Source organism: Cupriavidus sp. 01L45, from assembly GCF_056399885.1.
This window is the reverse complement of sequence record NZ_JBFTSG010000034.1, coordinates 1-20,671: the sequence shown is the minus strand read 5'-3', so window position 1 is coordinate 20,671 and position 20,671 is coordinate 1. Positions and strand designations below refer to the sequence as shown.

Sequence of the window (20,671 nt, the reverse complement as noted above, 5' to 3'; positions counted from 1 at the left end):
CGCGGAAAAGGATTCTATCATGGGCGTTTTACGCCGTTTGACGACGTTTCCCCACCTGCGCGGGGACCGGATCCGGCGCCTCTTCCTGGCCACGGCCGTGCTCGCCCTGACGGCCTGCAGCGCCATGAAACTGGGCTACCAGCAGGGCGACCGGCTGGCCTACTGGTGGATCGACAACTACGTCGACGTTACCGCCAGCCAGGAACCGCTGACGCGCGATGCCATCGCCCGCTTCTTTGCCTGGCACCGCAAGGACCAGTTGCCCGAGATCGCCGGATTGCTGCGGCAGGCCAAAAGCGAAGTGCAGCAACCGGTATCCGCCGCGGCAGTGGGCAAGATCCAGGACGACGCCCAGCGGCTGGCGCGCGTAGCGTTCGACCGCTCCACGCCCGACGTGGCCGACCTGTTGCTGACGCTGACCCCGGACCAGATTGCCCGCATGGAGAAGAAATTCGCCGATGCCAACGCCAAGTACCGCAAGGAATACCTGCGCCCGGACCCGGCGGCGCGCGAAGAGGCCCGCTTCGACAAGATAATGGACTACGCGCGGCTGGTCTACGGGCGCTTTTCAAGTGACCAGGAAGCCACCATCCGGCACGCCATGGCTCCGGTGGTGCAAGGCGCCGAGGCGCGCTACGCCGAACGCCTCAAGCGCCAGCAGGAATGGCTGGCGCTGGTGCGGCAGGTGCAGGCCGAGCATCCGCCCAAGGCCCAGGTGGTCGAGATGCTCAAGCGCTATGGCGATCACTGGCAGAACCCGCCGACCAGGGAGCGCAATGCGCGTCATGACGCCAATAACGAGGCTGGACTGGCGTTGACTGTCATTATTGCCAACCTGACAACGCCGGAGCAGAAGGCACATGCGGTGGAGCGGTTTCAGAAATGGATTGATGATGCCAATGCGTTGATGCGTGATGGGGGCAATACTGTGGCTGCGCCTCGGCCGGCTCGGGCGGAGAATTGATTTTTTGGGGGGTCTTTTTGTAACTCGTTAACTGCTTAACTTCAACTTCRACTTCAAAAGCCTAAAGTCAAAGGCAGTTTCACCTCCCCTGCGGGGAGGCGACCTACTTTCTTGTCTTGCCAAGAAAGTAGGCAAAGAAGGCGCGCCGGATGGGGCGACACCCCCTCGGGATCCGGYGAAAAGAGCGGCCGGGACCCAAACTCGCATCGCCTTAAGGCGATACTCAAACATGGGTCCCTCTTTTCCGCTCTTTTCACCGGATCCCGAGGCGCCCCATACGGCCTGGTACACCTACACGGCTCGCTTCGCATCGCGTTGGGGTGTGGCCCGCCCTTGCGGGCGCTCCACACGGCTGGAACCGAACTATTGCCGGGGCGTGTTGCGCGAAGCGGGGCTTGGGATTCAGGCCGCAACTAGGCTCGGGATGGTCGATCGTTTATTTGATCGATATATGCAACAAATATGATCATTTTATGGGGTTTTTGTATCGACCGGCGCAACTTAAGCTCGCGTTTTCCTTGATTTCCTGCAACGTGAGACCTTTCATGCGCTTCAATCCTAGTCTGACCCGTTTCTTACGCGGCCTGGCCGCCACTGCACTGTGCCTGGGCTTCGTTGGCGGCGCGCCCGCCATTGCCGCTTCCGCGCTGAAGCTGGAGGTTTATAACCCCGGTACCAACAGCATCTTCCCGGTCTCCTCCGAACTGGTCACTGGCGCGCGCGACGCGGTGCTGATCGATGCGCAGTTCCAGCGCAACGATGCCGAGGCGCTGGTCGAGCGGGTCCGGGCCAGCGGCAAGAACCTGACCACCGTCTATATCAGTCACAGCGACCCGGATTTCTATTTCGGGCTGGACGTGATCAAGGCCGCGTTTCCGGCGGCGAAGATCGTCGCCACGCCGCAGACGGTGGCGGCGATCCAGGCTTCCATGGCAGGCAAGCAGGCTTACTGGTCGCCGATCCTGAAGGAGAATGCGCCCAGGGCGCTGGTGTTGCCCGAGCCGCTGGCCGGCAATACCATCCTGCTCGAAGGCAAAAAGCTGGAAGTGCTGGGCCTGGATGGTCCGGCGCCGGCCCGCACCGTGGTGTGGATTCCGGCGCTCAAGACAGTGGCCGGCGGTGTGGTGGTCTTCGGCAAGAGCCATGTCTGGATTGCCGATACCCAGACGCCTGCTTCGCGCCAGCAATGGATTGCCATGCTCGGCCGCATCGAGGCGAAGAAGCCGGCGCGGGTCGTGCCGGGGCACTTCCTGGACGAGGCGCCGCAGACGCTGGCATCGGTGCGTTTCACGCGGGACTACCTGCGCACGTTCGAGCGCGAGGCGGCAAAGGCGTCGGATGCCAAGGCATTGAGCACGGCGATGCAGCAGCACTATCCGAAGCTGGGCGGCGTGGAGTCGCTCGACCTGAGCGCCAGGGTCATCAAGGGCGAGATGACCTGGCCTGCAAAATAACGGCGGCGCGCCGCATTGAACACGACAAGTCACGGGAACGCATCGATCATGTCCGGCCTCACCCTGCATTACATTTATGACCCCCTGTGCGGCTGGTGCTACGGCGCCGCGCCGCTGGTGCGCGCCGCGCGCGCGGTGCCCGGGCTGGCACTGGCGCTGCACGGCGGCGGCATGATGACGGGCGCGAACCGGCGCCGCATTTCGCCGCAATGGCGCGACTACGTGATGCCGCATGACAGGCGTATCGCGGCGCTGACGGGCCAGCCGTTCGGCGAGCGCTATTTCGAGGGTTTGCTGCGCGACGAGCAAGCGGTGATGGACTCCACGCCGCCGACCACCGCGATCCTGGCGGCGCAATCGATGGGCGGCGTGGAGGCTGCCGCCGATTTGCTGGCGCGCCTGCAGCACGCGCACTACGTGGAGGGGCGGCGCATCGCCGATGCGCATGTGCTCGGCGACGTGGCCGTGCAAGCCGGACTGGACCCGCAGCGTTTCGCCGATCTCTGCCTGGACATTGGCGCGGGGCAAACGCAGGCGCATATGGCCGACAGCCGTGCGTTGCTGAACCGGCTGGGCGGCCAGGGCTTTCCCACGTTCGCGCTCGAACGCGGGGACGGACGCTTTGCCGTGCTCGACGTGGGTCCGTATCTTGGCGACGCGGCCGCATGGCAGGACAGCCTTGCCCGTGCGGTCGCGCAGCAGGGGGCGGGTGGCACGGATGGCGCGGGCGGCCCGGCTTGCGACGCGCAAGGCTGCGATTTGCCGGGGCAAGGGTAAATTTCGGACCCGGCTTGCCGTTATAGGTAGCGATGTCCCGGCACGCCGGCCGAGCCGGTTCCGTCGATGCCCACGTGCGCGCAGGCTGTCCTCCTTGCGGAGGTGGAGGGTGCGCGCGGCGGCATCGGCCCTCCACATGCACCCTACATGCTTCACATCCAAGGCCCTCCCGGCGAGACCGAACTTTTTCGCACACTTGTGCTCGGCGTGACTGATTACGCGATCTACGCGCTGGACCCCGCGGGGAGCGTGAGCAGCTGGAATGCCGGTGCGCAACGGGCCAAGGGCTATACGCAGGATGAAATCCTGGGCGCGCATTTCTCTTGCTTCTATACCCCGGAGGACCGTGACTCCGGGCTGCCCGAGCAAGCGTTGCAACTGGCGCGCGAGACGGGCCGTTTCGTGGCCGAGGGCTGCTGGCGTATGCGCAAGGATGGCACCCGCTTCTGGGCCCACGTGCTGATCACGCCGATGTTCGATCGCACCGGCAAGCAGATCGGCTATGCCAAGGTCACGCGCGACATGACCCAGCAAAAGGCCGATGCCGAGCGCATTGCCGAGGTGACGCGCAAGCTCGACCTGGCGCTGGAGAATATGTCGCAGGGGCTATGCCTGTTCGATCCGGAGGGCATCGTCATCCTGACCAACAGGAGGATGGAGGAGGTCTTCCAGGGCGCCGGCAAGGCGCTTGCGCCTGGCGCGAATTTCCTCACCCTGTGCCGCACCATGGCAGGCGCGCACGAGAGCGAAGCCGCGGCGCCGGGCGCGCTGGCGGGCCTCCCCGGCGGCGATGCGCAGCCCGAGGCAGGCCAGCCGGATGGCCGCGGCGAGCAATACGCGCAGGCGCTCTACGAGCGGCACCGCGAGATCCTGCGCCGCCACAAGCACTGGCGCAGCGTGGAGGCGCTGCCCGACGGACGCGCCATGGCGCTGTCGCACAGCGCCATGGCCGACGGCTCCTGGGTCACCACCTGCGAGGATGTTACCGAGCAGCGCCGCATCGAAGCCAAGATCCATCATATGGCGCGCCACGATGGCCTGACCGGGCTGCCCAACCGCAGCTATTTCAACGACTACCTGGATGAAGAACTGCTGCGTGCGCAGAAGCAGGGCTGCCAGGTGGCCACGCTGGGTATCGACCTGGATCGCTTCAAGGAGATCAACGACCTGCATGGCCATGCGGCCGGCGACACGGTGCTAAAGGCGGTGTCCGGGCGCATTGCCGGCCAGCTGGAGGCGGGTGAATTCATCGCGCGCATCGGCGGCGATGAGTTTATCGCGGTCAAGCGCTTTGAGCGGCAGGCCGAGCTGAGCGACTTTACCGCCCGCCTGGTGACTTGCCTGAGCGAACCTGTGCGGCTAGACGGCTTCGACCTGACCACGGGCGCCAGCATCGGCATCGCGATCTTCCCCGGCGACGGGGCCCATCGCGACCAGCTGGTCAGCAACACCGACCTGGCGATGTATCGCGCCAAGGGCAGCCTGTCGGAGTCGATCTGCTTCTACGAGAGCCGGATGGACGAGGCGGAACGCGAGCGCCGCGCGCTCGCCGGCGAGCTGTGGACCGCCATCGCCGCGCACCAGTTCGTGCTGGACTATCAGGTGCAGACTGCCATCGCCAGCGGCGAGGTGATCGGCTGCGAGGTGCTGCTGCGCTGGCACCATCCGGAGCGGGGACTGATTCCGCCGGACAATTTCATTCCGCTGGCCGAAGAGTGCGGCGCCATCCTGCCAATCGGCGAGTGGGTGCTGCGTACCGCGTGCCGGGAGGCCGCGCAGTGGACCTATCCAAGGAAGATCTCCGTCAACCTGTCTCCGGTGCAGATTACCCACGGCAACCTGGTCACCATGGTGGCGCACGTGCTGGAGGAAACCGGGCTGGCTGCCGGCAGGCTCGAACTCGAGATCACCGAGTCGACCATCATCGGCGACAAGGATCGGGCGCTGGACATCCTGCGCCGCATCAAGGCGCTGGGCGTTACCATCGCCATCGACGATTTCGGCACGGGGTACTCCTCGCTGGATACCTTGCGCTCCTTCCCCTTCGACAAGATCAAGCTGGACCGCACCTTTATCGCGGAGATTTCCGGCAGCCAGCAGGCCAAGGCCATCATCCGCGCCATTCTCGCCCTGGGCCAGAGCCTGGCGATCCCGGTGCTGGCCGAAGGCGTGGAGACCGACGAGCAGCTCAGCCTGCTGCTGGCCGAAGGCTGCGACGAGGCGCAGGGATTCCTGCTCGGGCGCCCGCAGCCTCTTGAATACTTCCGTCGTGTCCATGCCGTGATCGGGCATGGCGCAACCGCGGCAGCATCGTAGCCCCAGGCGCTGCACGGGGCGCGCGGGCAGCCCCGGGGCGTCTTTTCCCCATGCCCCGCTAACGCACGCCTCCGCTCGCCAGCCACCAGGCCATGGTGGCGGCCAGCCACGCCGGATCGTCGTGCGGCAGGTCGTGGCCCGCCCAGGGATGGCGGCGGTGCGGCACGTGCCAGGCTGCGGCGAGATGCGCCGAGCACGCGGGATCGACCAGGCGGTCCGCCGCCGATGACAGCACCAGCGTCGGGCAGGCCGGCGGCGTGGACGCGGCCTCATAACGCGCCGCGGCCCACAGCTGGCGCAGCGCGTTGGTGCGGCTTACCGGCGCGCTGGTGCGAATCGCACACCACGCGGCTACATCGGCGGCGCGTGCCGCGCTGGTGTTGCAAGTCAGCCGGTGCACGGTGCGCTCGCAGTAAGCGGCTTGGTGCCAGCGCAGCGCCATGCCAAGCAGTGCGGGCCAGTTGCGCGGCGGCAGGCGTTCCGTCAGCGCGCAGAACGGCCGCATGCTGGTGTTGATCAGCACCAGTGCCCCGATCTCCCCCGGATGGCGCCGCGCCCATTCCGCCGCCACCATGGCGCCCAGTGACATTGCCAGCAGCCGGTAGGGCGGGGCCAGCACCCGCTCGCGGGCACGTTCACGCATGAATTCCACCATGGCAGCCACGCTGGCCGGCGCGCGCCCGGCTGCCTCCACGCCGTTGCCCGGCAGATCGAGCATGGCGATGGGCCTGATGCCGGCGGCGGTTTGCAGCACACCCGGCAAGGCGCCCCAATGGCGTGTCTCGCGCGTCAGGCCGCGCAGCAGGATCCAGTCGCTCATCGGGGCTTGCCGTCTTGCCACTGCGCCGTCGCCAGCTCGAGCAGTGCCTCCCGGCGTTGCCCTTGCGGCAGCCAGCGCTCTGGCGCGTAGGCTACGCGCCCCAGGAAATCGAGCAGGTTGGCATGGCGGCGCAGCACGCGCGCGGTGCGATGCGCCTTGACCGGGTTGAAGATGCCCTGGCGCGAGAACAACTGGCGGGGATTTTTCTTGATCCACAGCCACGAACCCAGCTCCAGCGTCATCGGCAGGAAGATATTGCCGGGTGGCGTGTGGTCGTAGGCCCAGTCCCACAGGTCGCCGTGCAGCAGGTACTGGCGGCTCTGCGGCTCGAAGGCATAGCCGTGGTGCGGATGCGCCTGCTCGAACATGGTCTTCAGGGCGAACATCTCCGGCAGGTGCGCCATCGGCGCGGCGGTGCGCGCGTAGGGGAACCAGATGCTGTCGCCCCAGCCGTAGCCCGAGTGGCAATCCAGCGCAAAGCTCAGGGGGCGGCACTGCAATTGCTGCGCCGCCACTTGCAGCACGGCCGCGCTCTCCGTCTCCATGGGCGCGCCGCGCCTGCCGCGGTACCACGGCAGCCATGCCCCCACGCGCTGCCCGCCGGCAAGCAGCGGCACGCGGCCGACCGCGTCCTGCGGCGCGTTGCGCATCAGGTCCACGCCGTTGGGATTGGCGCGCGTGGAGGCCCACATGCCACCCGGATTGACGATGGGCATGAACAACAGCCGCACCGATTGCAGCTGGCGCTCCAGCAACGCGTCCCACTCCAGGCGCCACAGCAGCATGCGCATATAGTCGAGCAGCARATGCGTGCCGATGCGCTCGAGCCCGTGGATGCCGGCAAAGAAACCGATGGCGGGGGCGTTCGGATCGTTCGAGCCGATGCTGGCGGTGTAGAGCGGGAAGCGCTGGCCGCGTGCCTGTGCCTCGCCCACCCGGCAGGCGTGCAGGCGGCCGGCGCCAGCTTCCAGGATGGCCTCCAGTTGCTGCATTTCAGCCAGGCCATCGTCGGCGGTAGGTGACTGCGCCATGCGCGGCGGCGTCAGTGGGACCGGCGCGCCGCGCCGGGGCCGCAAGCGGCGGGTTTGACGCGGGACGGGCAATCGGACATGGGCGAGAGCGGTTCCTTGGTATCTGTGCCGGCCAGGCAAACCAGGCGCGGCCGGCTGGGGCGATGCGATCATCATGATCGCTAACGCCAATATAGGCGCTGGCGCCGGTCCGGATATAAAAGCGTGCCCGCCATCATCCCCCGGTAATGTGAAAGCCCCGTGACGCGTGCCGCCTGTCAGGCCGATGCGAGGACCGGCACCGGCGGTGCGAACAGCGTCAGCACCGGCCAGCCACGCACGCCCGCCAGGGCGAGCAGCGCGGCATCCGGGTTGGTGGCCACCGGGTGGCTGACGGCTTCGAGCAGCGGGATATCGTTGCGCGAATCGCTGTAGAACACCGTGCGCCCGAACTGGTCCCAGGCCATGCCGAGGGCGCCCAGCCACTGCGTAACACGCTCGATCTTGCCCGCGCCGAAACTCGGCACGCCCTCGACGGCGCCGGTGAATTCGTCCTGCGCCCCGCGCTCGGCCTCCACCGCGATCAGGTGGGGCACGTCCAGCGCCTGGGCAATCGGCTCGGTGACGAAACGGCAGGTGGCGGTGACGATGCAGCACAGGTCGCCGGCGTCGCGGTGGGACGCCAGCAGGGCGCGCGCTTCGGGCCGGATGGCCGGCGCGATCACGTCGCGCATGAAGCCGCCGCGCCAGGCTTCCAGGCGCGCGCGCGGATGGCGCGCCAGCAGGCCCAGGGCGAAGCCCGCATGGCGGTGGAAATCGAGGCGTCCGGCGCTGTACTCGGCCAGCCACAGCGCATTGTTGGCATCGACGTCGCGCGCATCCGCGGCACCCACTTCCACCAGGTAGCGTGCCCATTCATATTCGCTATCCAGCGGTAGCAAGGTGTGGTCGAGGTCAAACAAGGCAAGGCAGGACATGCGCCGTCTCCGGTCGGAAAAGCCGCAAGCATGCGTACCGGCAATGACCTGGGGATGAAGCGCGGCGCAAGAATTCCAATATCGCTATTGGCGGATTTCGTGCGCGCCTACGCGGCCGCGCGCGGCGCGAGGGATTCCAGGAAGGCGCCGATCAGGCGCGTGTGCGTGCGCCCTTGCAGGCAGTAGAGATATTCGTGCAGCACGGGCGGGTCGCTCGCGAACGGCACCACGCACAGCGCCGGGTCGCGCGGGACTTCACCGAGCGGGACCACACTGGCGCCGAGACCCTGGCGGATCGCTTCGCAGATGGCTTCGCGGCTGCCGATCACGGTGCTGGCGGGCAACGGCACGCCGGCGTTGTCCAGCGCGGTCTCGGTGGCCTTGCGCGTCATGGAGCCGTGCTCCCGCACCAGCAGGTGGCAGGACGCGAGTTGCGCCAGGCTGACGCTGGGCGCGCGTGCCAGCGGATGGCCCTGGTTGACCACCAGCACCATCGGATCGGAGGCCAGGGTGATGCGGGCCAGTCGATCGTCGTCGACGGCGTGCGACGAGACCGCGACGTCGATGCGGTACTCGAACAGCGCGTCCAGCATCTGCTGCGAGTTGCCGATCTCGATGCTGATCTCGATGGCGGGGTAGCGCTCGCGGAACGCGGCCACGCTTCTCAGGATGTAATAGGGCCCGGTGGCGCCGATGCGGAGATGGCCCAGATGCAGGTTGCCGGCATTGCGCAGCAGGAAATCCGCGCTGCCCTCATGTTGCATCAGTTGCTCCACCACCGGCATCAGGGCCACGCCGACGTCGCTCAGGTCGACCCGGCCGGCGCGCCGGTAGAACAGCTCAACGCCATAGTTCTCTTCAAGCTGGCGGATACGGCCGGTGACCGTGGGCTGGCTCACGCGCAACTGCTTGGCGGCGGTGGTGATGCTGCCCTGCCGCGCCACTTCATAAAACGTCGTCAGCAGGTCGCCGAGCATGGGGGATTTCCGTGGGAATAAGGCAAGCGCGCCAGTCTAGCGGCGATTTATGACAATTCATGTGACAACGCGCCATCGCGCCGCCGTTGGCACGGCGGCGCGATGGCGCAAGGGATGGACGGCACGGGCGGCGGCAGTGGCAGGTGCCCCTGCCGCCGCCCGGCTTCGCTCAGGGCACTGCCCGTGCGGGCTTGCCCAGCGCGGGGTCGGACACTCCGTCGGCGCCGGTTTCCAGGCGGCCGGCAAAGCGCCGCCTGAAGCTGCCCTGGGTGGTGGTGACGACGAAGTCGTACCAGTTGCCCTGCAGGCCCACCGGCCAGTGCTGGTCAAGCTGCTTGCCCGGCGGGATCTCGAAGGTCCAGGGGCCGTCTTCGCGGTAGGCGGCGGGCGTGACGGTGAAGGTGCAGGCCGCGGCGCCGGTGTTGATCATGGTCAGGTAGACCGCGGCATTGGCAATGTCGTAGCACACGCGGATTTCCGGCGCGGTGCCGCCGGCGGCCGTCACGGTGCTGACGTCGCCCTGGAAGCTGCGGTGGAAGCCGTTCGGACCCAGTACCCACAGGTCGTATTTGCCGTTGTCGGTGGTGAAGACGTCCCAGCTGCCATTGAGCTGCTTGCCGGGCTCGACCGCATAGCGGCGCGGCACGCGGTCCAGGTGCAGGCGGTCGTAGACGTGGAAGACGGCGGCGGCGTTGCCGGTATTGCTGAACAGCAGCCACATGGCGCGCGCGCTGGGGTCCTCGCGGCCGCTCACGTGCAATTCATAGGGCAGGGCGCGGGAGAGCCGGGTGCCGACTTCCTGACTGGCCGGGTTGGCGCTCTGGAAGTCCACGCTGGGCAGCGCGACCTGGGGCTTGGCTTCCTGCGCCGTGCGCACGCTGTCGGCCGAGGTCTTGGTGAGGCTGGACAGGGCAGGCGGCACCGCGCTATTGGGGGTGACAAAGTTGAAGGCCGACAGCAGGTCGCCGCAGATGGCGCGGCGATAGGGGCTGATATTGGGCTCGGCGATGCCGAAGCGTGCCTCCAGGAAACGCAGCACCGAGGTGTGGTCGAACACCTGCGAGTTGACCCAGCCGCCACGGCTCCACGGCGAGACCACATACATCGGCACGCGCGGGCCGGGGCCGTAGGGATGCTTGTCGGTATGGTATTCGCCGTCGGTGGCGATGGTGGAGTTGCCGGCCAGCGCGCCATTGGCGTCGTAAGCGGGCGCGCACGGCGGCGGCACGTGATCGAAGAAGCCGTCGTTCTCGTCGAAATTGATCAGCAGGACGGTCTTGCTCCAGACGTCCGGATTGGCCGTCAGCGCATTGAGCACTTCCTGTGTGTACCAGGCGCCCTGCACCGGGCTGGAAGGCCCCGGGTGCTCGGAGTAGTTCGCCGGCGCGACGATCCACGATACCTGCGGCAGGCTGCCCGCGGCGATGTCGTCCTTCAGTGCCTGCAGGAAGCCGCCGTCCGGCATGGTGTTGCCGATGCCCTTGATAAGCGGGTTGATCACATCGTCGGCGATGGTATAGGCCGGGTAGGGACTGCCGTTGGAGGCATTGCCGCGCGCCTCGTTGGCCTTGCGGTACTGCACGAAGCCGGCCAGCGGGTTGTCCGTGAAGTTGTCCGGCATGTTCTGGTAGACCTTCCAGCTCACGCCGGCCGTCTGCAGGCGTTCCGGATAGGTGGTCCAGCGATAGCCGCCGGTGGAGGCGCCCATGGAGTCGCCGCTGTTGTCGATCACCGGGCCGCCATTGGCGCCGGTGGGGTCGTTGGTGCCGGTCCAGTGGAACAGGCGGTTGGTATTGGTGCCGCCGTGGAAGCCGCAGTGATAGGCGTCGCACAGCGTGAACGCTTCGGCCAGGGAGAACTGGAAGTCCAGTTCGCTCTTGGTGTAGTAGCCCATCGACTGGGTGTTCTTGAAGGTGGGCCACTTGTTCATGCGGCCCAGGTCCCAGGCGTTCTGGGCGTCGGGGTAGCTGTGCGGCGTGCCGCTCACGCGCTGCGCGTTGCCGGTCGCGCTGTCGAGGTGGTACGGCTGGACGATGCGGTTGGTGTAGCTCTGCTGCCAGACATTGAGGCCGCCGGCCAGCGGGATCGGGAAACGGTCGCCAAAGCCGCGCACGCCCTTCAGGGTGCCGAAGTAATTGTCGAAGGAGCGGTTCTCCTGCATCAGGATCACCACGTGCTCGACGTCGCGGATGCTGCGGGTGGCGTTGTTGGCGGGAATCGCCAGCGCGCGGCGGATCGACAGCGGGAAGGCGGCCATTGCCGCGGCAGCGGCGGTGCCGCCGCTGGCCATCTTGAGGAATTTGCGTCTGCTGTGAAGGCTCATCTTTGTTTTCTGGCTGGTCTGTTCGGGTTGTGCCGGACGTCCGGTCGGCGCCGGGGTGCCATATGGCGCTAATCGACGCCCTATGGCGCGCAGCGCAACTGCGGCGTGGCCGCGGGCGGCTGTCCGGGCTGGGCCGGCTGAGCCGGCTGAGCCGGATCGGCGGGCTTGTTGTCGGCGGAGTCGCCGCCGCAGGCTGCCAGCGCGGCGCACAGCGCCAGTGCCGCCAGCCAGCCTGGCCGTGCGAGGAAGGAAATAGAAGGCTTCATGGTCACGTTTGCTCTCGTGGGAGGAATCAGGGATTGAGCGTGGACAGCGGCTGGCGCGAGCCGGCGATCGTCTGCAGCTCGGCAAGGCTGAGCTGGCGCGTCCACATGGCCAGGTCGTTGAACTCCATCACGCCCTTGAGCGCGCCGCTGTTGTTTGGCACATAGGCATGCGTGGCATCGTCGTTGATGCCCCAGACCTTGGTGGCGAGACCGTTGAGCTTGGTCACGTCGGTGTTGGCGATGGCCTTGTTTTCGGTCTTCTGCAGCCCCAGCACCGGATCGATGATGTAGGCGCTGAAGGTCTTGGCCGTGGCGTTGATCGACAAAGCCACGTAGGCCCATTGGTTGGCGCTGAACTTCATGCCCTGGATGTCGTCGCGCTTGCCGCCGCTGCCGATGTTGAAGCGGATCTCGCAGCTGCCGAACAGGCCGAGGGCGATGCCGGCATTGCTGCCCGAGACATAGTTCTTGTTCGACAGGATGGGCTCGCCGGTGCCGTTGCCCTGGGTGCAGTCGGACTTGAACCAGAAGCCGATGGTGAACTGCGGGGCGAGCGCGATATCGGCGCCGCTCTGCGTGAGCTGGTAGGCATCGATTCTCGAGTCGACCTTGAGCGACTTGCCGCCAAAGTTATCGCCGCCCAGCGAGCCGCCGTCGGTGCCGGGGACCCAGGGGCCGATGGCGGTAGTGCCCTTGCTGTCGGTTGCCGGCAGCGTCTCGAAGCTGTAGTAAGCGGACAGGTTGTTGCGCAGCGTGTCAGCCAGCACGATCGGCTTGACGTAGTTGATCTGCGCCAGCATCGAGGCGGGCACGCCGTTGCGCACCAGCGTGTAGTTGAATCGATAGATGCCGCTGGCGGGCGCGTTGAGCGTCTTGTCTTCGTAGCCGGTGGTGCCGGCCGGCAGCGTGGCGATCTGCACACCGTCGCGCAGCAGCGCCATGTCGCCGCCGGCGGTGGTGGGGTTCTGCCAGGACAGCAGCAGCGAAGCGTTGTAGGCGCCCACCACGGAACTCAAGGCGCGCACGCCCACGTTGCCGGTCAGGGCCGAGCCATCGAGCTTGTACGAGGCGGCAGGCACCGCCACGCCGGTATGCGCGAGCACGGTCGGCAACAGGTCGGCTTCGGTCGGCAGTGCCGAGAGCGCGGTTGCATTGGCGGGCGCCGGGGGGAGGTTGCTGGCCAGCGCCGCATTGAACGGCTTGTTGAGCGCGATGAATGCGGTGCGGTTCTGCACTGTCGGCAGCGTGGTGGTGGCGCCCGTTGCGTCCAGGCCGTGGCTGGTGGTCACGGCCACCAGCCAGTCTTCGTTCGCATTGGCCTGGCGGCGCGCCTGCACGGCCGCCAGCAGCTTGCCGAGCGCCTGATCGAAGCCCGACAGCGCGGTGGCGTAGCCGCCGCCCTGGAAGCCTTGCGCGGCGGCCGCGGCATCGGGCGCCGTGTACTGGGCGAAGACCACGTCGTAGCCCGACTGCACCAGCTTGATGGTCTCCTGCGTCACGCAGTTGTCATCGGCATTGCAGTCGCGCAGCGAATCGAGGTTGCCCGCGGTGACGTCGGCCTTGAGCAGCGCCGGCAGCAGGGGCGCGCTGGTGGCGCCGCCAAGGCGCAGCCGGGCTGTGCCTGCGGTGGCGCTGGCGCCGCGCAAATACTGGAACACGCTGGGCGCCTTCAGGCCGGCCGCCGCGGCCACGTCGTCGGTGACCCCGTGGCGGTCCGCCCAGCTGCCGCTGAGCACGGTGGCCCAGCTCGGGCCGTTGAGCGGAGCCTGCTCGGTGGTGGTGCCGAGCCTGCCACCGGTGGCGGCGGGCGTGATCGCCAGCGTGGCCAGGTTGGGCAGGCTGCGCTGGGCCATTGCGCTCTGCAGCTGGCTGTAGGTGGCGCCATCCACACCGACCAGCAGCACCTTCTTGCTGGCGGCGCCACCCGGCCCCGCGTTGCTCTGCTCGGGGGCCGCCGTCGCCGGCGTGTCGTTGCCGCCGCCTCCGCCTCCACATGCCGCTACCGTACCTGCCAGGGCCAGGCCACACGCCATGCGCGCCCGCTGTTTCCATGCCATATCCGATCCCTCTTTTCTGTTGTCTGAAGCGGTACGCCGAATTGCCGGCGCTGCCGATCGCGCTCCCCGCGACGCGTTCGCAGAGTAAGAAAAGGGGTTGTCACCCGGGTGACAGGGAGGCAAAGAATGCTGATGCGCCTATTTGGATTCTTGAGGCGACAGGCGCGGCGCCATATGCGCGGACCCTGGCGTGGGTGGCGGGAGCCGGGAATTGGAGGAAGAGCCGGCCGTGGAGGTGGCCTCTGAAGGCAGCGGAGAAGTGCGGAGATGGGAGGGGAAAAACCGGGATGCCGCGCGTAGCGGAGCATCAATCGCGCTGCGCTGTCCCCGTCATGGCGGCGGAGGCAACGCAGCGGCGGCGGCTGGCGCCGCGAAACTCATGCCTTTGCTGTTTGATTGGACGCGCCGCTGGATTGCGTGGCCGTGCGCCGGACCATCAGCGCCAGCAGGGCGGCCGCCACACAGGCCGCGCCGGCCGCGTACAGGGCCGGCGTATAGGTCAGCAGCAGGGTGCGTGTGAGGCCCGCGCCAAACGCGGCCGTGGCGGCGCCGACCTGGTGGGCCGCAAAGATCCAGCCGAACACCATCGGCGCGCGCTCCTTGCCGAAGACGGAGCCGGCCAGCTTCACCGTGGGCGGCACCGTGGCGATCCAGTCCAGGCCGTAGAACATGGCGAAGATCGACAAGCCGTACAGCGTGAACGTGGAGTGCGGCAGCCAGAACAGCGACAGCCCGCGCAGCCCGTAGTACCAGAACAGCAGCTTGCGGCAATCGTAGCGGTCCGACAGCCAGCCCGACAGGATGGTGCCAACGAAGTCGAATGCGCCCATCATCGCCAGTGCGCCGGCGGCGGGCACCGCGGCCATGCCGAAGTCCGCGCACAGCGAGATGAAGTGGGTCTGGATCAGCCCGTTGGTGCTCAGGCCGCAGATGAAGAAGGTGCCGGCCAGGATCCAGAAGGTCTGGTTGCGGGCAGCATCGCGCAGCACAACGAAGGGGCCGCGCAGGGTCAGCGGCGCGGGCGGCGCGCTGGCCTGCACCGGCGCGGCGGGCGCATGCACGGGCACTTCGCCGTAGGCGCTGAGGCCCACATCGCCGGGTCGGTTGCGCATGAAGCAGAACACCAGCACCGCCAGCAAGGCGCATGCCCCCAGCACCGGCAGCACGGCGATGCGCCAGCCCATATGCTCGATCAGCCAGGCAGCCACGGGCAGGAAGGCCAACTGGCCAGTGGCCGAACTGGCCGTCAGGATGCCGATCACCAGCCCGCGCCGCGCGCTGAACCAGCGGCTGGCGACCACGGCGGCGAGCACCAGCGCGGTCAGGCCGGAGCCGACGCCGAGCATCAGGCCCCAGGCGATAAACAACTGCCATAGTTCGGTCGCCACGGTGGCCAGCGCCATGCCGCCTGCGATCAGCGCCAGCGCTGCCCAGACCACATTGCGCACGCCGAAGCGTTCCATCAGGATGGCCGAGAACGGCGCCATCAGGCCGAACAGCGCAAAGCGGAAGGCCAGGATCGACGAGATCTGGTCGGTGTCCCAGCCCATCTCGCGCGTCAGCGGTTTCAGGAAAGCGCCGGGCAGGCCGAGCGCGGCCGAGGTGGTCAGCATCACGCTGAAGGTGATCGCGGCGATCAGCCACGCGTAGTGGATGCCACGCCGGTCGAGCCGGCTGGAAAGTGCTTGAGCGAACATTGGATATCCGGAGGCGTTGGGGTCTTGGTGAGGTGTTCGTTATTGCGCCAGCGGGCCCAGCAGCATCTCTCGCGCGGCGGCGAGGATGTCTTCGGACAGGGCATCGCCTTCGGTGGCACGCGCCAGGGTCATCGCGCCCACCAGCGTGGCGAGTTGCGCCAGCGCCAGCTTGCGCCGCTCGGCCGGGTCTTCGTGGTCGACCGTCTTCATCCAGTCTTCGACCATTTGCCTGAAGCCATCGATATAGACCTGGCGCACCGGCTTGTCAGCCGGTTCGCGGGCAATGTCGCTGGCCAGGGCCACCGCCGCGCAGCCATCGCCGGGGCTGGCGCAATGCGCCTTGGTCAGATAGGGCTCGACCAGGTTGGCGCGCATCACGCCCTTGTCACCTTCGGCGCGCTCGATGCGTCGTGTCCAGCGCCGCGCGGATTCCTCGAAGGCGCGCTTGCTCGCCTGCGCGGCCAGCGCGTCCTTCGACGAGAAGTGTCCGTAGAAGCCGCCGTGCGTGAGGCCGGCGCCGGCCATCAGTTCCGCCACGCTCACGCCGTTCAGTCCGCGTTCGCGAAACAACCTGGAGGAAGCCTGCTCGATGGCTTCCCGGTGCTTCTCTGCCTGCTCTCGTGATGCACGCGCCATGTTTGTCTCTCCTGCCAAAACTTTGCTTGACCGGAGTTTAGATGATACCCATAATTTATTCAATAGATGTTGAGCATCATTTAAATTGGTGCGGCCGACAGCATCACCGATGCGGGCGGCGCTGACTTTCCCTCAGGAGAATCATCATGCAGAACTTGTTCGATCTCACCGGCCGCGTTGCCGTCATCACCGGCTCCACCAAGGGCATGGGCCTGGAAATGGCGCGTGCGTTGGGTGCCTCCGGCGCCGCGCTGGTGGTGTCCGGCCGCGACCAGGCGGCTTCCGAAGCGGTAGCCGCGGCGCTGCAAGGCGAGGGGTTCAAGGCCAAAGGCATCGCTTGCGATATCGGCAACCTGGAGAGCATCCAGGCGTTTGCCAGGCAAGCGCTGGACGCCTACGGCCGCGTGGACGCGCTGGTGCTGAACGCGGCGGGCAGCGGCGTGGCCGGGTCACTGCTGAGCCAGGGTCCGGAAGAGTTTGAGCAAGCCATGGCCGGCAATGTGCGAGGTAACCTTGTGCTGGTCAATGCGCTGGCCCCGCAGATGATCGGACGCGGCGACGGCGCCATCATCTTTATGTCGAGCATTGCGGCCAAGCGCGGCTCGGCCATGCTCGGCCTGTACAGCATCACCAAGGCAGCCACCGACGGGGCCGTGCGCAGCCTGGCGCTGGAGCTGGGGCCGAAGGGCATCAATGTGAATGCGATCAACCCCGGCCCGGTGCGCACCGAGTTCTCGCGCGAGGCGCTGTGGGGCAATCCGGAGCAGGAAGCGAGGCTCGCCGCCGGCATTCCGATGCGCCGTATCGGCGAGGCGAAGGATGTGGCGGGCCTGGCCGTGTTGCTGGCGTCACCCGCCGGCCGCTTTATCCACGGGCAGAGCATCGGCGTGGACGGTGGTCTCTCCGCGTGACGGCGTGACGGCGGGCCGCCTCAGCTATGCATGCCCGCCAGCCCCATCAGCAGGCGCAACAGCAAGGCCGCCGCACCCAGCGCCGCCACGCTGGCTACCCAGATCAGCAACAGCCAGCCAACCCGCTTGAGCCATGGCTTGGGCGGCTGCGCGCGGCCGCCGTGGTTCGTCGCCGCCATCAGTGATAGCCCTCCCCATGCCGTACCTTGCCCCTGAACACGTAGTACGACCACACCGTGTACATCAGGATGAAGGGAATGATGAACAGCGCGCCCACCAGCGCAAAGCCCTGGCTTTGCGCTGGCGCGGCAGCGGCATAGATCGAGATGTCGGGCGGCACGATGTTGGGCCACACGCTGATCGCCAGCCCGCTATAGCCCAGGAAGACCAGCGCCAGCGTGTACATGAACGGCGCCAGGTGGRCATGCTGCTGCAACGAACGGATCAGCCGGTACATGGCGAACGCCACCAGCAGCGGCACCGGCGCGAACCAGATCAGGTTGGGGAAACTGAACCAGCGCTCGGCAATGCGCGGCTGCGAGATCGGCGTCCAGATGCTGATCACCACGATCACCGCCAGCAGCACCCAGGCCAGCTTGCCGGTCAGTTCCAGCATGCGCTCGTGCAGCTTGCCTTCGGTCTTCACGATCAGCCAGGTGCTGCCCAGCACGGTATAAGCCACCACCACGCCTAGCCCGCAGAACAGCGGGAAGGGCTGCAGCCAGTCCAGCGGCCCGCCGGCAAAGCTGCGCCCGCTGACCTTGATGCCATCGATATACGCGCCCAGCGAAACGCCCTGGAAGAAGGCCGCCATCAGCGAGCCGCAGATAAACGCCTTGTCCCAGACGTGGCGCTCGCGGTCGTTGGCCTTGAAGCGGAACTCGAACGCCACGCCGCGGAATATCAGCCCCAGCAGCATGAAGATCAGCGGCAGGTAGAGCGCGCTGAGCACCAGCGAGTAAGCCAGCGGGAAGGCGGCCAGCAGCCCCGCGCCGCCCAGCACCAGCCAGGTCTCGTTGCCGTCCCACACCGGCGCCACCGTGTTCATCATCACGTCGCGGTCATGGCGGTCCGGCACGAAGGGATACAGCATGCCGATGCCAAGGTCGAAGCCGTCCATGACCACATACATCATCACGCCAAAAAAGATGATGAGGATCCAGATAAGAGAAAGGTCGATGCCCATGATGATCAGCTCCTGCGATCGGCCAGACGGTTAGCGGAGGCCACGGCGTCCGGCACATCGCCCGGATCGTCCACGGCGGACAGCGGGCGCGCCGGAGTGCCTTCCACGCCGTGGCCGCCATCGGGTTCCGGGTCGCCTTCATGCATGACCGGGCCCTTGCGCACCAGCCGCATCATGTAGGCGATGCCCACGCCGAACACGAAGAAATAGGCCACCACGAACAGCGCGAGCGAGAACGCCAGTTCCGGCACGCCGTGCGGCGAGACCGCGTCGGCGGTGCGCATCACGCCGTAGACCACCCAGGGCTGGCGCCCGATTTCGGTGGTGAACCAGCCCGCCAGCAGCGCGATCAGCCCCGCCGGGCCCATCCATAGCGCCATGCGCAGGAAGGCGCGGGAGTGGAAGAGCTTTTCGCCACGCCGCAGCAGCAGGCTCCAGAGCCCGAGCAGGATCATCAGCATGCCAAGCCCCACCATGATGCGGAAGCACCAGAAGATGATGGTGGCGTTGGGCCGGTCCTCCGGCGCGAACTCCTTCAGTCCCTTGATCTGGCCATCCCAGGTATGGGTGAGGATCAGGCTGCCAAGGCGCGGGACTTCCACCGCGAAACGGGTTTCCTCGCGCTTCATGTCGGGCCAGCCGAACAGGATCAGCGGCAGCGCTTCGTCGCCGCGGTTTTCCCAGTGGCCTTCGAGCGCGGCGATCTTGGCCGGCTGGTGCTTGAGCGTGTTGATGCCGTGCATGTCGCCGATCACGGCCTGGATTGGCGCCACGATCAGCAGCATCCACATCGCCATCGAAAGCATCTTGCGGATGGCCGGGTTGTCGCGCCGGCGCAGCAGGTGCCACGCGGCGGAGGCGCCCACGAACAGCGCGGTCGCGAGGAATGCCGCCACGCTCATGTGCACCAGCCGGTACGGGAAAGACGGGTTGAAGATCACCGCCAGCCAGTCCACCGGGACCACGCGGCCGTCGATGATCTCGAATCCCTGCGGAGTTTGCATCCAGCTGTTGGAGGCCAGGATCCACGTGGCCGAGATCAGCGTGCCGACCGCCACCATCAGCGTGGCGAAGAAATGCAGGCCGGGGCCGACCCGGCTCCAGCCGAACAGCATCACGCCGAGGAAGCCCGCTTCCAGGAAGAACGCGGTCAGCACCTCATAGGCGAGCAGGGGGCCGGTCACGCTGCCGGCGAAGTCCGAGAAGAAGCTCCAGTTGGTGCCGAACTGGTAAGCCATGACCAGCCCGGACACCACGCCCATGCCGAAATTGACGGCAAATATCTTGGACCAGAAATGATAGAGGTCGCGGTAGACCGTATTTTGGGTGCGCAGCCAGCAGCCTTCCAGCACCGCCAGGTAACTCGCCATGCCGATGGTGATGGCGGGAAAGATGATATGGAAGGAAATGGTGAAGCCGAACTGGATCCGTGCCAGGTCGAGCGCGCTCAAGCCGAACATATCGTGACCTCCATGAAGCTGTGCCGGCGGGCCTGGCTTGCCAGTCTGGGAGCGGCCTTGCCGCGGCGCGCAGCAGCAGCACAAGTCACTAGAGTAGACCACCCGGCGAGCGTATTGGAAGTCGCATTTTTCGTGCTGGGTGGATGGATCGGCTGGCGGCGGGGTGCCGCGGCCTTGGCGGGGCCTGACCGGGCGGGCAGGTTTGAAGCGGGGATGTCCATGAGCATTGCCGGGAGATTGGGCACGGTGCCCGATCCTGCGTGTTGCGCATTTTGTGCGTTTCGCGCCGGGCGCATGCCATGGAGAGCATGTTACCGGCAGTGCGAGGAACATAACAGAAGCAACCGGCGACAAAAAGACCGGATCAGAATTGCCGGCAAGACGGCCGGAGAGGGGCGCGGCGCCGCTCGCCATAGCGAGCGGCGGGGTGCGTTTTCAGGCGCAGCTGCGCTCTGCCTCATTGCGCGCTTCGGCAAGCCGCAGGTCGCGCAGGTAGCGCGGCCTGGCGATGAAGAACACGGCGGCTGCGACCAGGGAGATCAGTGGAACCATCTGCAGGGCCCCGAGCAATCCGATCCTGTCGGCCAGCAGGCCCGTCAGGTAAGGCGCCGGCGCGGCGCCAAGGATGTTGTTGGCCAGTGTCAGCATCGCCAGCGCGGTGGCATGGGTCGAGGGGCGGGAGAGATTGACCACCATGGCGCCGGCGGGGCCCCAGGTACCCATTGCCAGCAGCATGCCGAAACCGATCAGCAGCAACTGCGAGGTACCCGGCGGCAACCGGAAGCCCGCCAGCAACAGCACGCACGACACGAGACAGAACAGGATCGCGAGCGTCAGCTT

17 protein-coding genes and 1 pseudogene are annotated in these 20,671 nt (G+C 66.9%); 5 read left to right on the top strand and 13 right to left on the bottom strand.

The annotated features are described in order from the left end of the window. Positions 1-19 precede the first annotated feature (19 nt). From AC1DT6_RS22590 to AC1DT6_RS22575, 4 genes are all read left to right on the top strand, one after another. Positions 20-964, top strand: coding sequence for a DUF6279 family lipoprotein (locus AC1DT6_RS22590; RefSeq protein ID WP_477114906.1), 945 nt, complete (start codon positions 20-22; stop codon positions 962-964). A 545-nt stretch (positions 965-1,509) separates the two neighbouring features. Further along, complete coding sequence (locus AC1DT6_RS22585; RefSeq protein ID WP_477112036.1) at positions 1,510-2,418, top strand: MBL fold metallo-hydrolase; 909 nt, start codon at positions 1,510-1,512, stop codon at positions 2,416-2,418. 48 nt (positions 2,419-2,466) lie between these two features. After that, a complete protein-coding gene (locus AC1DT6_RS22580) occupies positions 2,467-3,195 on the top strand; it encodes a DsbA family protein (RefSeq protein ID WP_441635813.1) in 729 nt (242 codons plus the stop codon). A 147-nt stretch (positions 3,196-3,342) separates the two neighbouring features. Continuing rightward, positions 3,343-5,511, top strand: a complete 2,169-nt coding sequence (locus tag AC1DT6_RS22575; RefSeq protein ID WP_441635811.1) for a sensor domain-containing protein — start codon at positions 3,343-3,345, stop codon at positions 5,509-5,511. 58 nt (positions 5,512-5,569) lie between these two features. On the opposite strand, the gene AC1DT6_RS22570 is transcribed toward AC1DT6_RS22575, so the two are convergent. The 9 genes from AC1DT6_RS22570 to AC1DT6_RS22530 all read right to left on the bottom strand — a co-directional run bounded on the left by AC1DT6_RS22570 (position 5,570) and on the right by AC1DT6_RS22530 (position 16,274). Further along, a complete protein-coding gene (locus tag AC1DT6_RS22570; RefSeq protein ID WP_441635809.1) occupies positions 5,570-6,331 on the bottom strand; it encodes an alpha/beta fold hydrolase in 762 nt (253 codons plus the stop codon). Further along, positions 6,328-7,362, bottom strand: coding sequence for a M14 family zinc carboxypeptidase (locus AC1DT6_RS22565; protein ID WP_441635807.1), 1,035 nt, complete (start codon positions 7,360-7,362; stop codon positions 6,328-6,330). The genes AC1DT6_RS22570 and AC1DT6_RS22565 overlap by 4 nt, the downstream gene beginning before the upstream one ends. A 257-nt stretch (positions 7,363-7,619) precedes the next feature. Beyond that, positions 7,620-8,318, bottom strand: a complete 699-nt coding sequence (locus tag AC1DT6_RS22560; protein ID WP_441635805.1) for an HAD family hydrolase — start codon at positions 8,316-8,318, stop codon at positions 7,620-7,622. A gap of 107 nt (positions 8,319-8,425) precedes the next feature. Further along, on the bottom strand, positions 8,426-9,295 hold the full coding sequence (locus tag AC1DT6_RS22555) for a LysR substrate-binding domain-containing protein (protein ID WP_441635803.1): 870 nt from the start codon (positions 9,293-9,295) through the stop codon (positions 8,426-8,428). A 169-nt stretch (positions 9,296-9,464) separates the two neighbouring features. Next, a complete protein-coding gene (locus tag AC1DT6_RS22550; protein WP_441635801.1) occupies positions 9,465-11,618 on the bottom strand; it encodes a phosphocholine-specific phospholipase C in 2,154 nt (717 codons plus the stop codon). 80 nt (positions 11,619-11,698) lie between these two features. Beyond that, positions 11,699-11,884 (bottom strand): hypothetical protein, encoded by a 186-nt coding sequence (locus AC1DT6_RS22545; protein WP_441635799.1) that lies wholly within the window; start codon positions 11,882-11,884, stop codon positions 11,699-11,701. A gap of 26 nt (positions 11,885-11,910) precedes the next feature. Next, positions 11,911-13,941 (bottom strand): alkaline phosphatase family protein, encoded by a 2,031-nt coding sequence (locus AC1DT6_RS22540; RefSeq protein WP_441635797.1) that lies wholly within the window; start codon positions 13,939-13,941, stop codon positions 11,911-11,913. A 377-nt stretch (positions 13,942-14,318) separates the two neighbouring features. Beyond that, positions 14,319-15,638: an MFS transporter gene (locus tag AC1DT6_RS22535; protein ID WP_441635795.1), complete on the bottom strand. Its 1,320-nt coding sequence runs from the start codon at positions 15,636-15,638 to the stop codon at positions 14,319-14,321. A gap of 39 nt (positions 15,639-15,677) precedes the next feature. Further along, the gene (locus tag AC1DT6_RS22530) at positions 15,678-16,274 is read right to left on the bottom strand and encodes a TetR/AcrR family transcriptional regulator (protein WP_441635793.1); all 597 of its coding nucleotides are present in this window, start codon (positions 16,272-16,274) and stop codon (positions 15,678-15,680) included. A gap of 146 nt (positions 16,275-16,420) precedes the next feature. On the opposite strand from AC1DT6_RS22530, the gene AC1DT6_RS22525 reads away from it, so the two are divergent. Then, entirely contained in the window at positions 16,421-17,185 is a 765-nt protein-coding gene (locus tag AC1DT6_RS22525; RefSeq protein ID WP_477112035.1) for an SDR family NAD(P)-dependent oxidoreductase, read from the top strand. A 20-nt stretch (positions 17,186-17,205) separates the two neighbouring features. On the opposite strand, the gene AC1DT6_RS22520 is transcribed toward AC1DT6_RS22525, so the two are convergent. From AC1DT6_RS22520 to AC1DT6_RS22505, 4 genes and pseudogenes are all read right to left on the bottom strand, one after another. Then, a complete protein-coding gene (locus AC1DT6_RS22520; protein WP_276290887.1) occupies positions 17,206-17,364 on the bottom strand; it encodes a DUF2474 family protein in 159 nt (52 codons plus the stop codon). Continuing rightward, positions 17,364-18,371: a cytochrome d ubiquinol oxidase subunit II gene (gene cydB / locus AC1DT6_RS22515; protein ID WP_477114905.1), complete on the bottom strand. Its 1,008-nt coding sequence runs from the start codon at positions 18,369-18,371 to the stop codon at positions 17,364-17,366. Before cydB ends, AC1DT6_RS22520 begins: the two co-directional genes overlap by 1 nt. Before the next feature lie 5 nt (positions 18,372-18,376). Then, complete coding sequence (locus AC1DT6_RS22510; RefSeq protein WP_477104329.1) at positions 18,377-19,831, bottom strand: cytochrome ubiquinol oxidase subunit I; 1,455 nt, start codon at positions 19,829-19,831, stop codon at positions 18,377-18,379. Between the two features lie 435 nt (positions 19,832-20,266). Further along, positions 20,267-20,671 (bottom strand): annotated as a pseudogene (locus AC1DT6_RS22505) (MFS transporter); the annotation flags it as partial.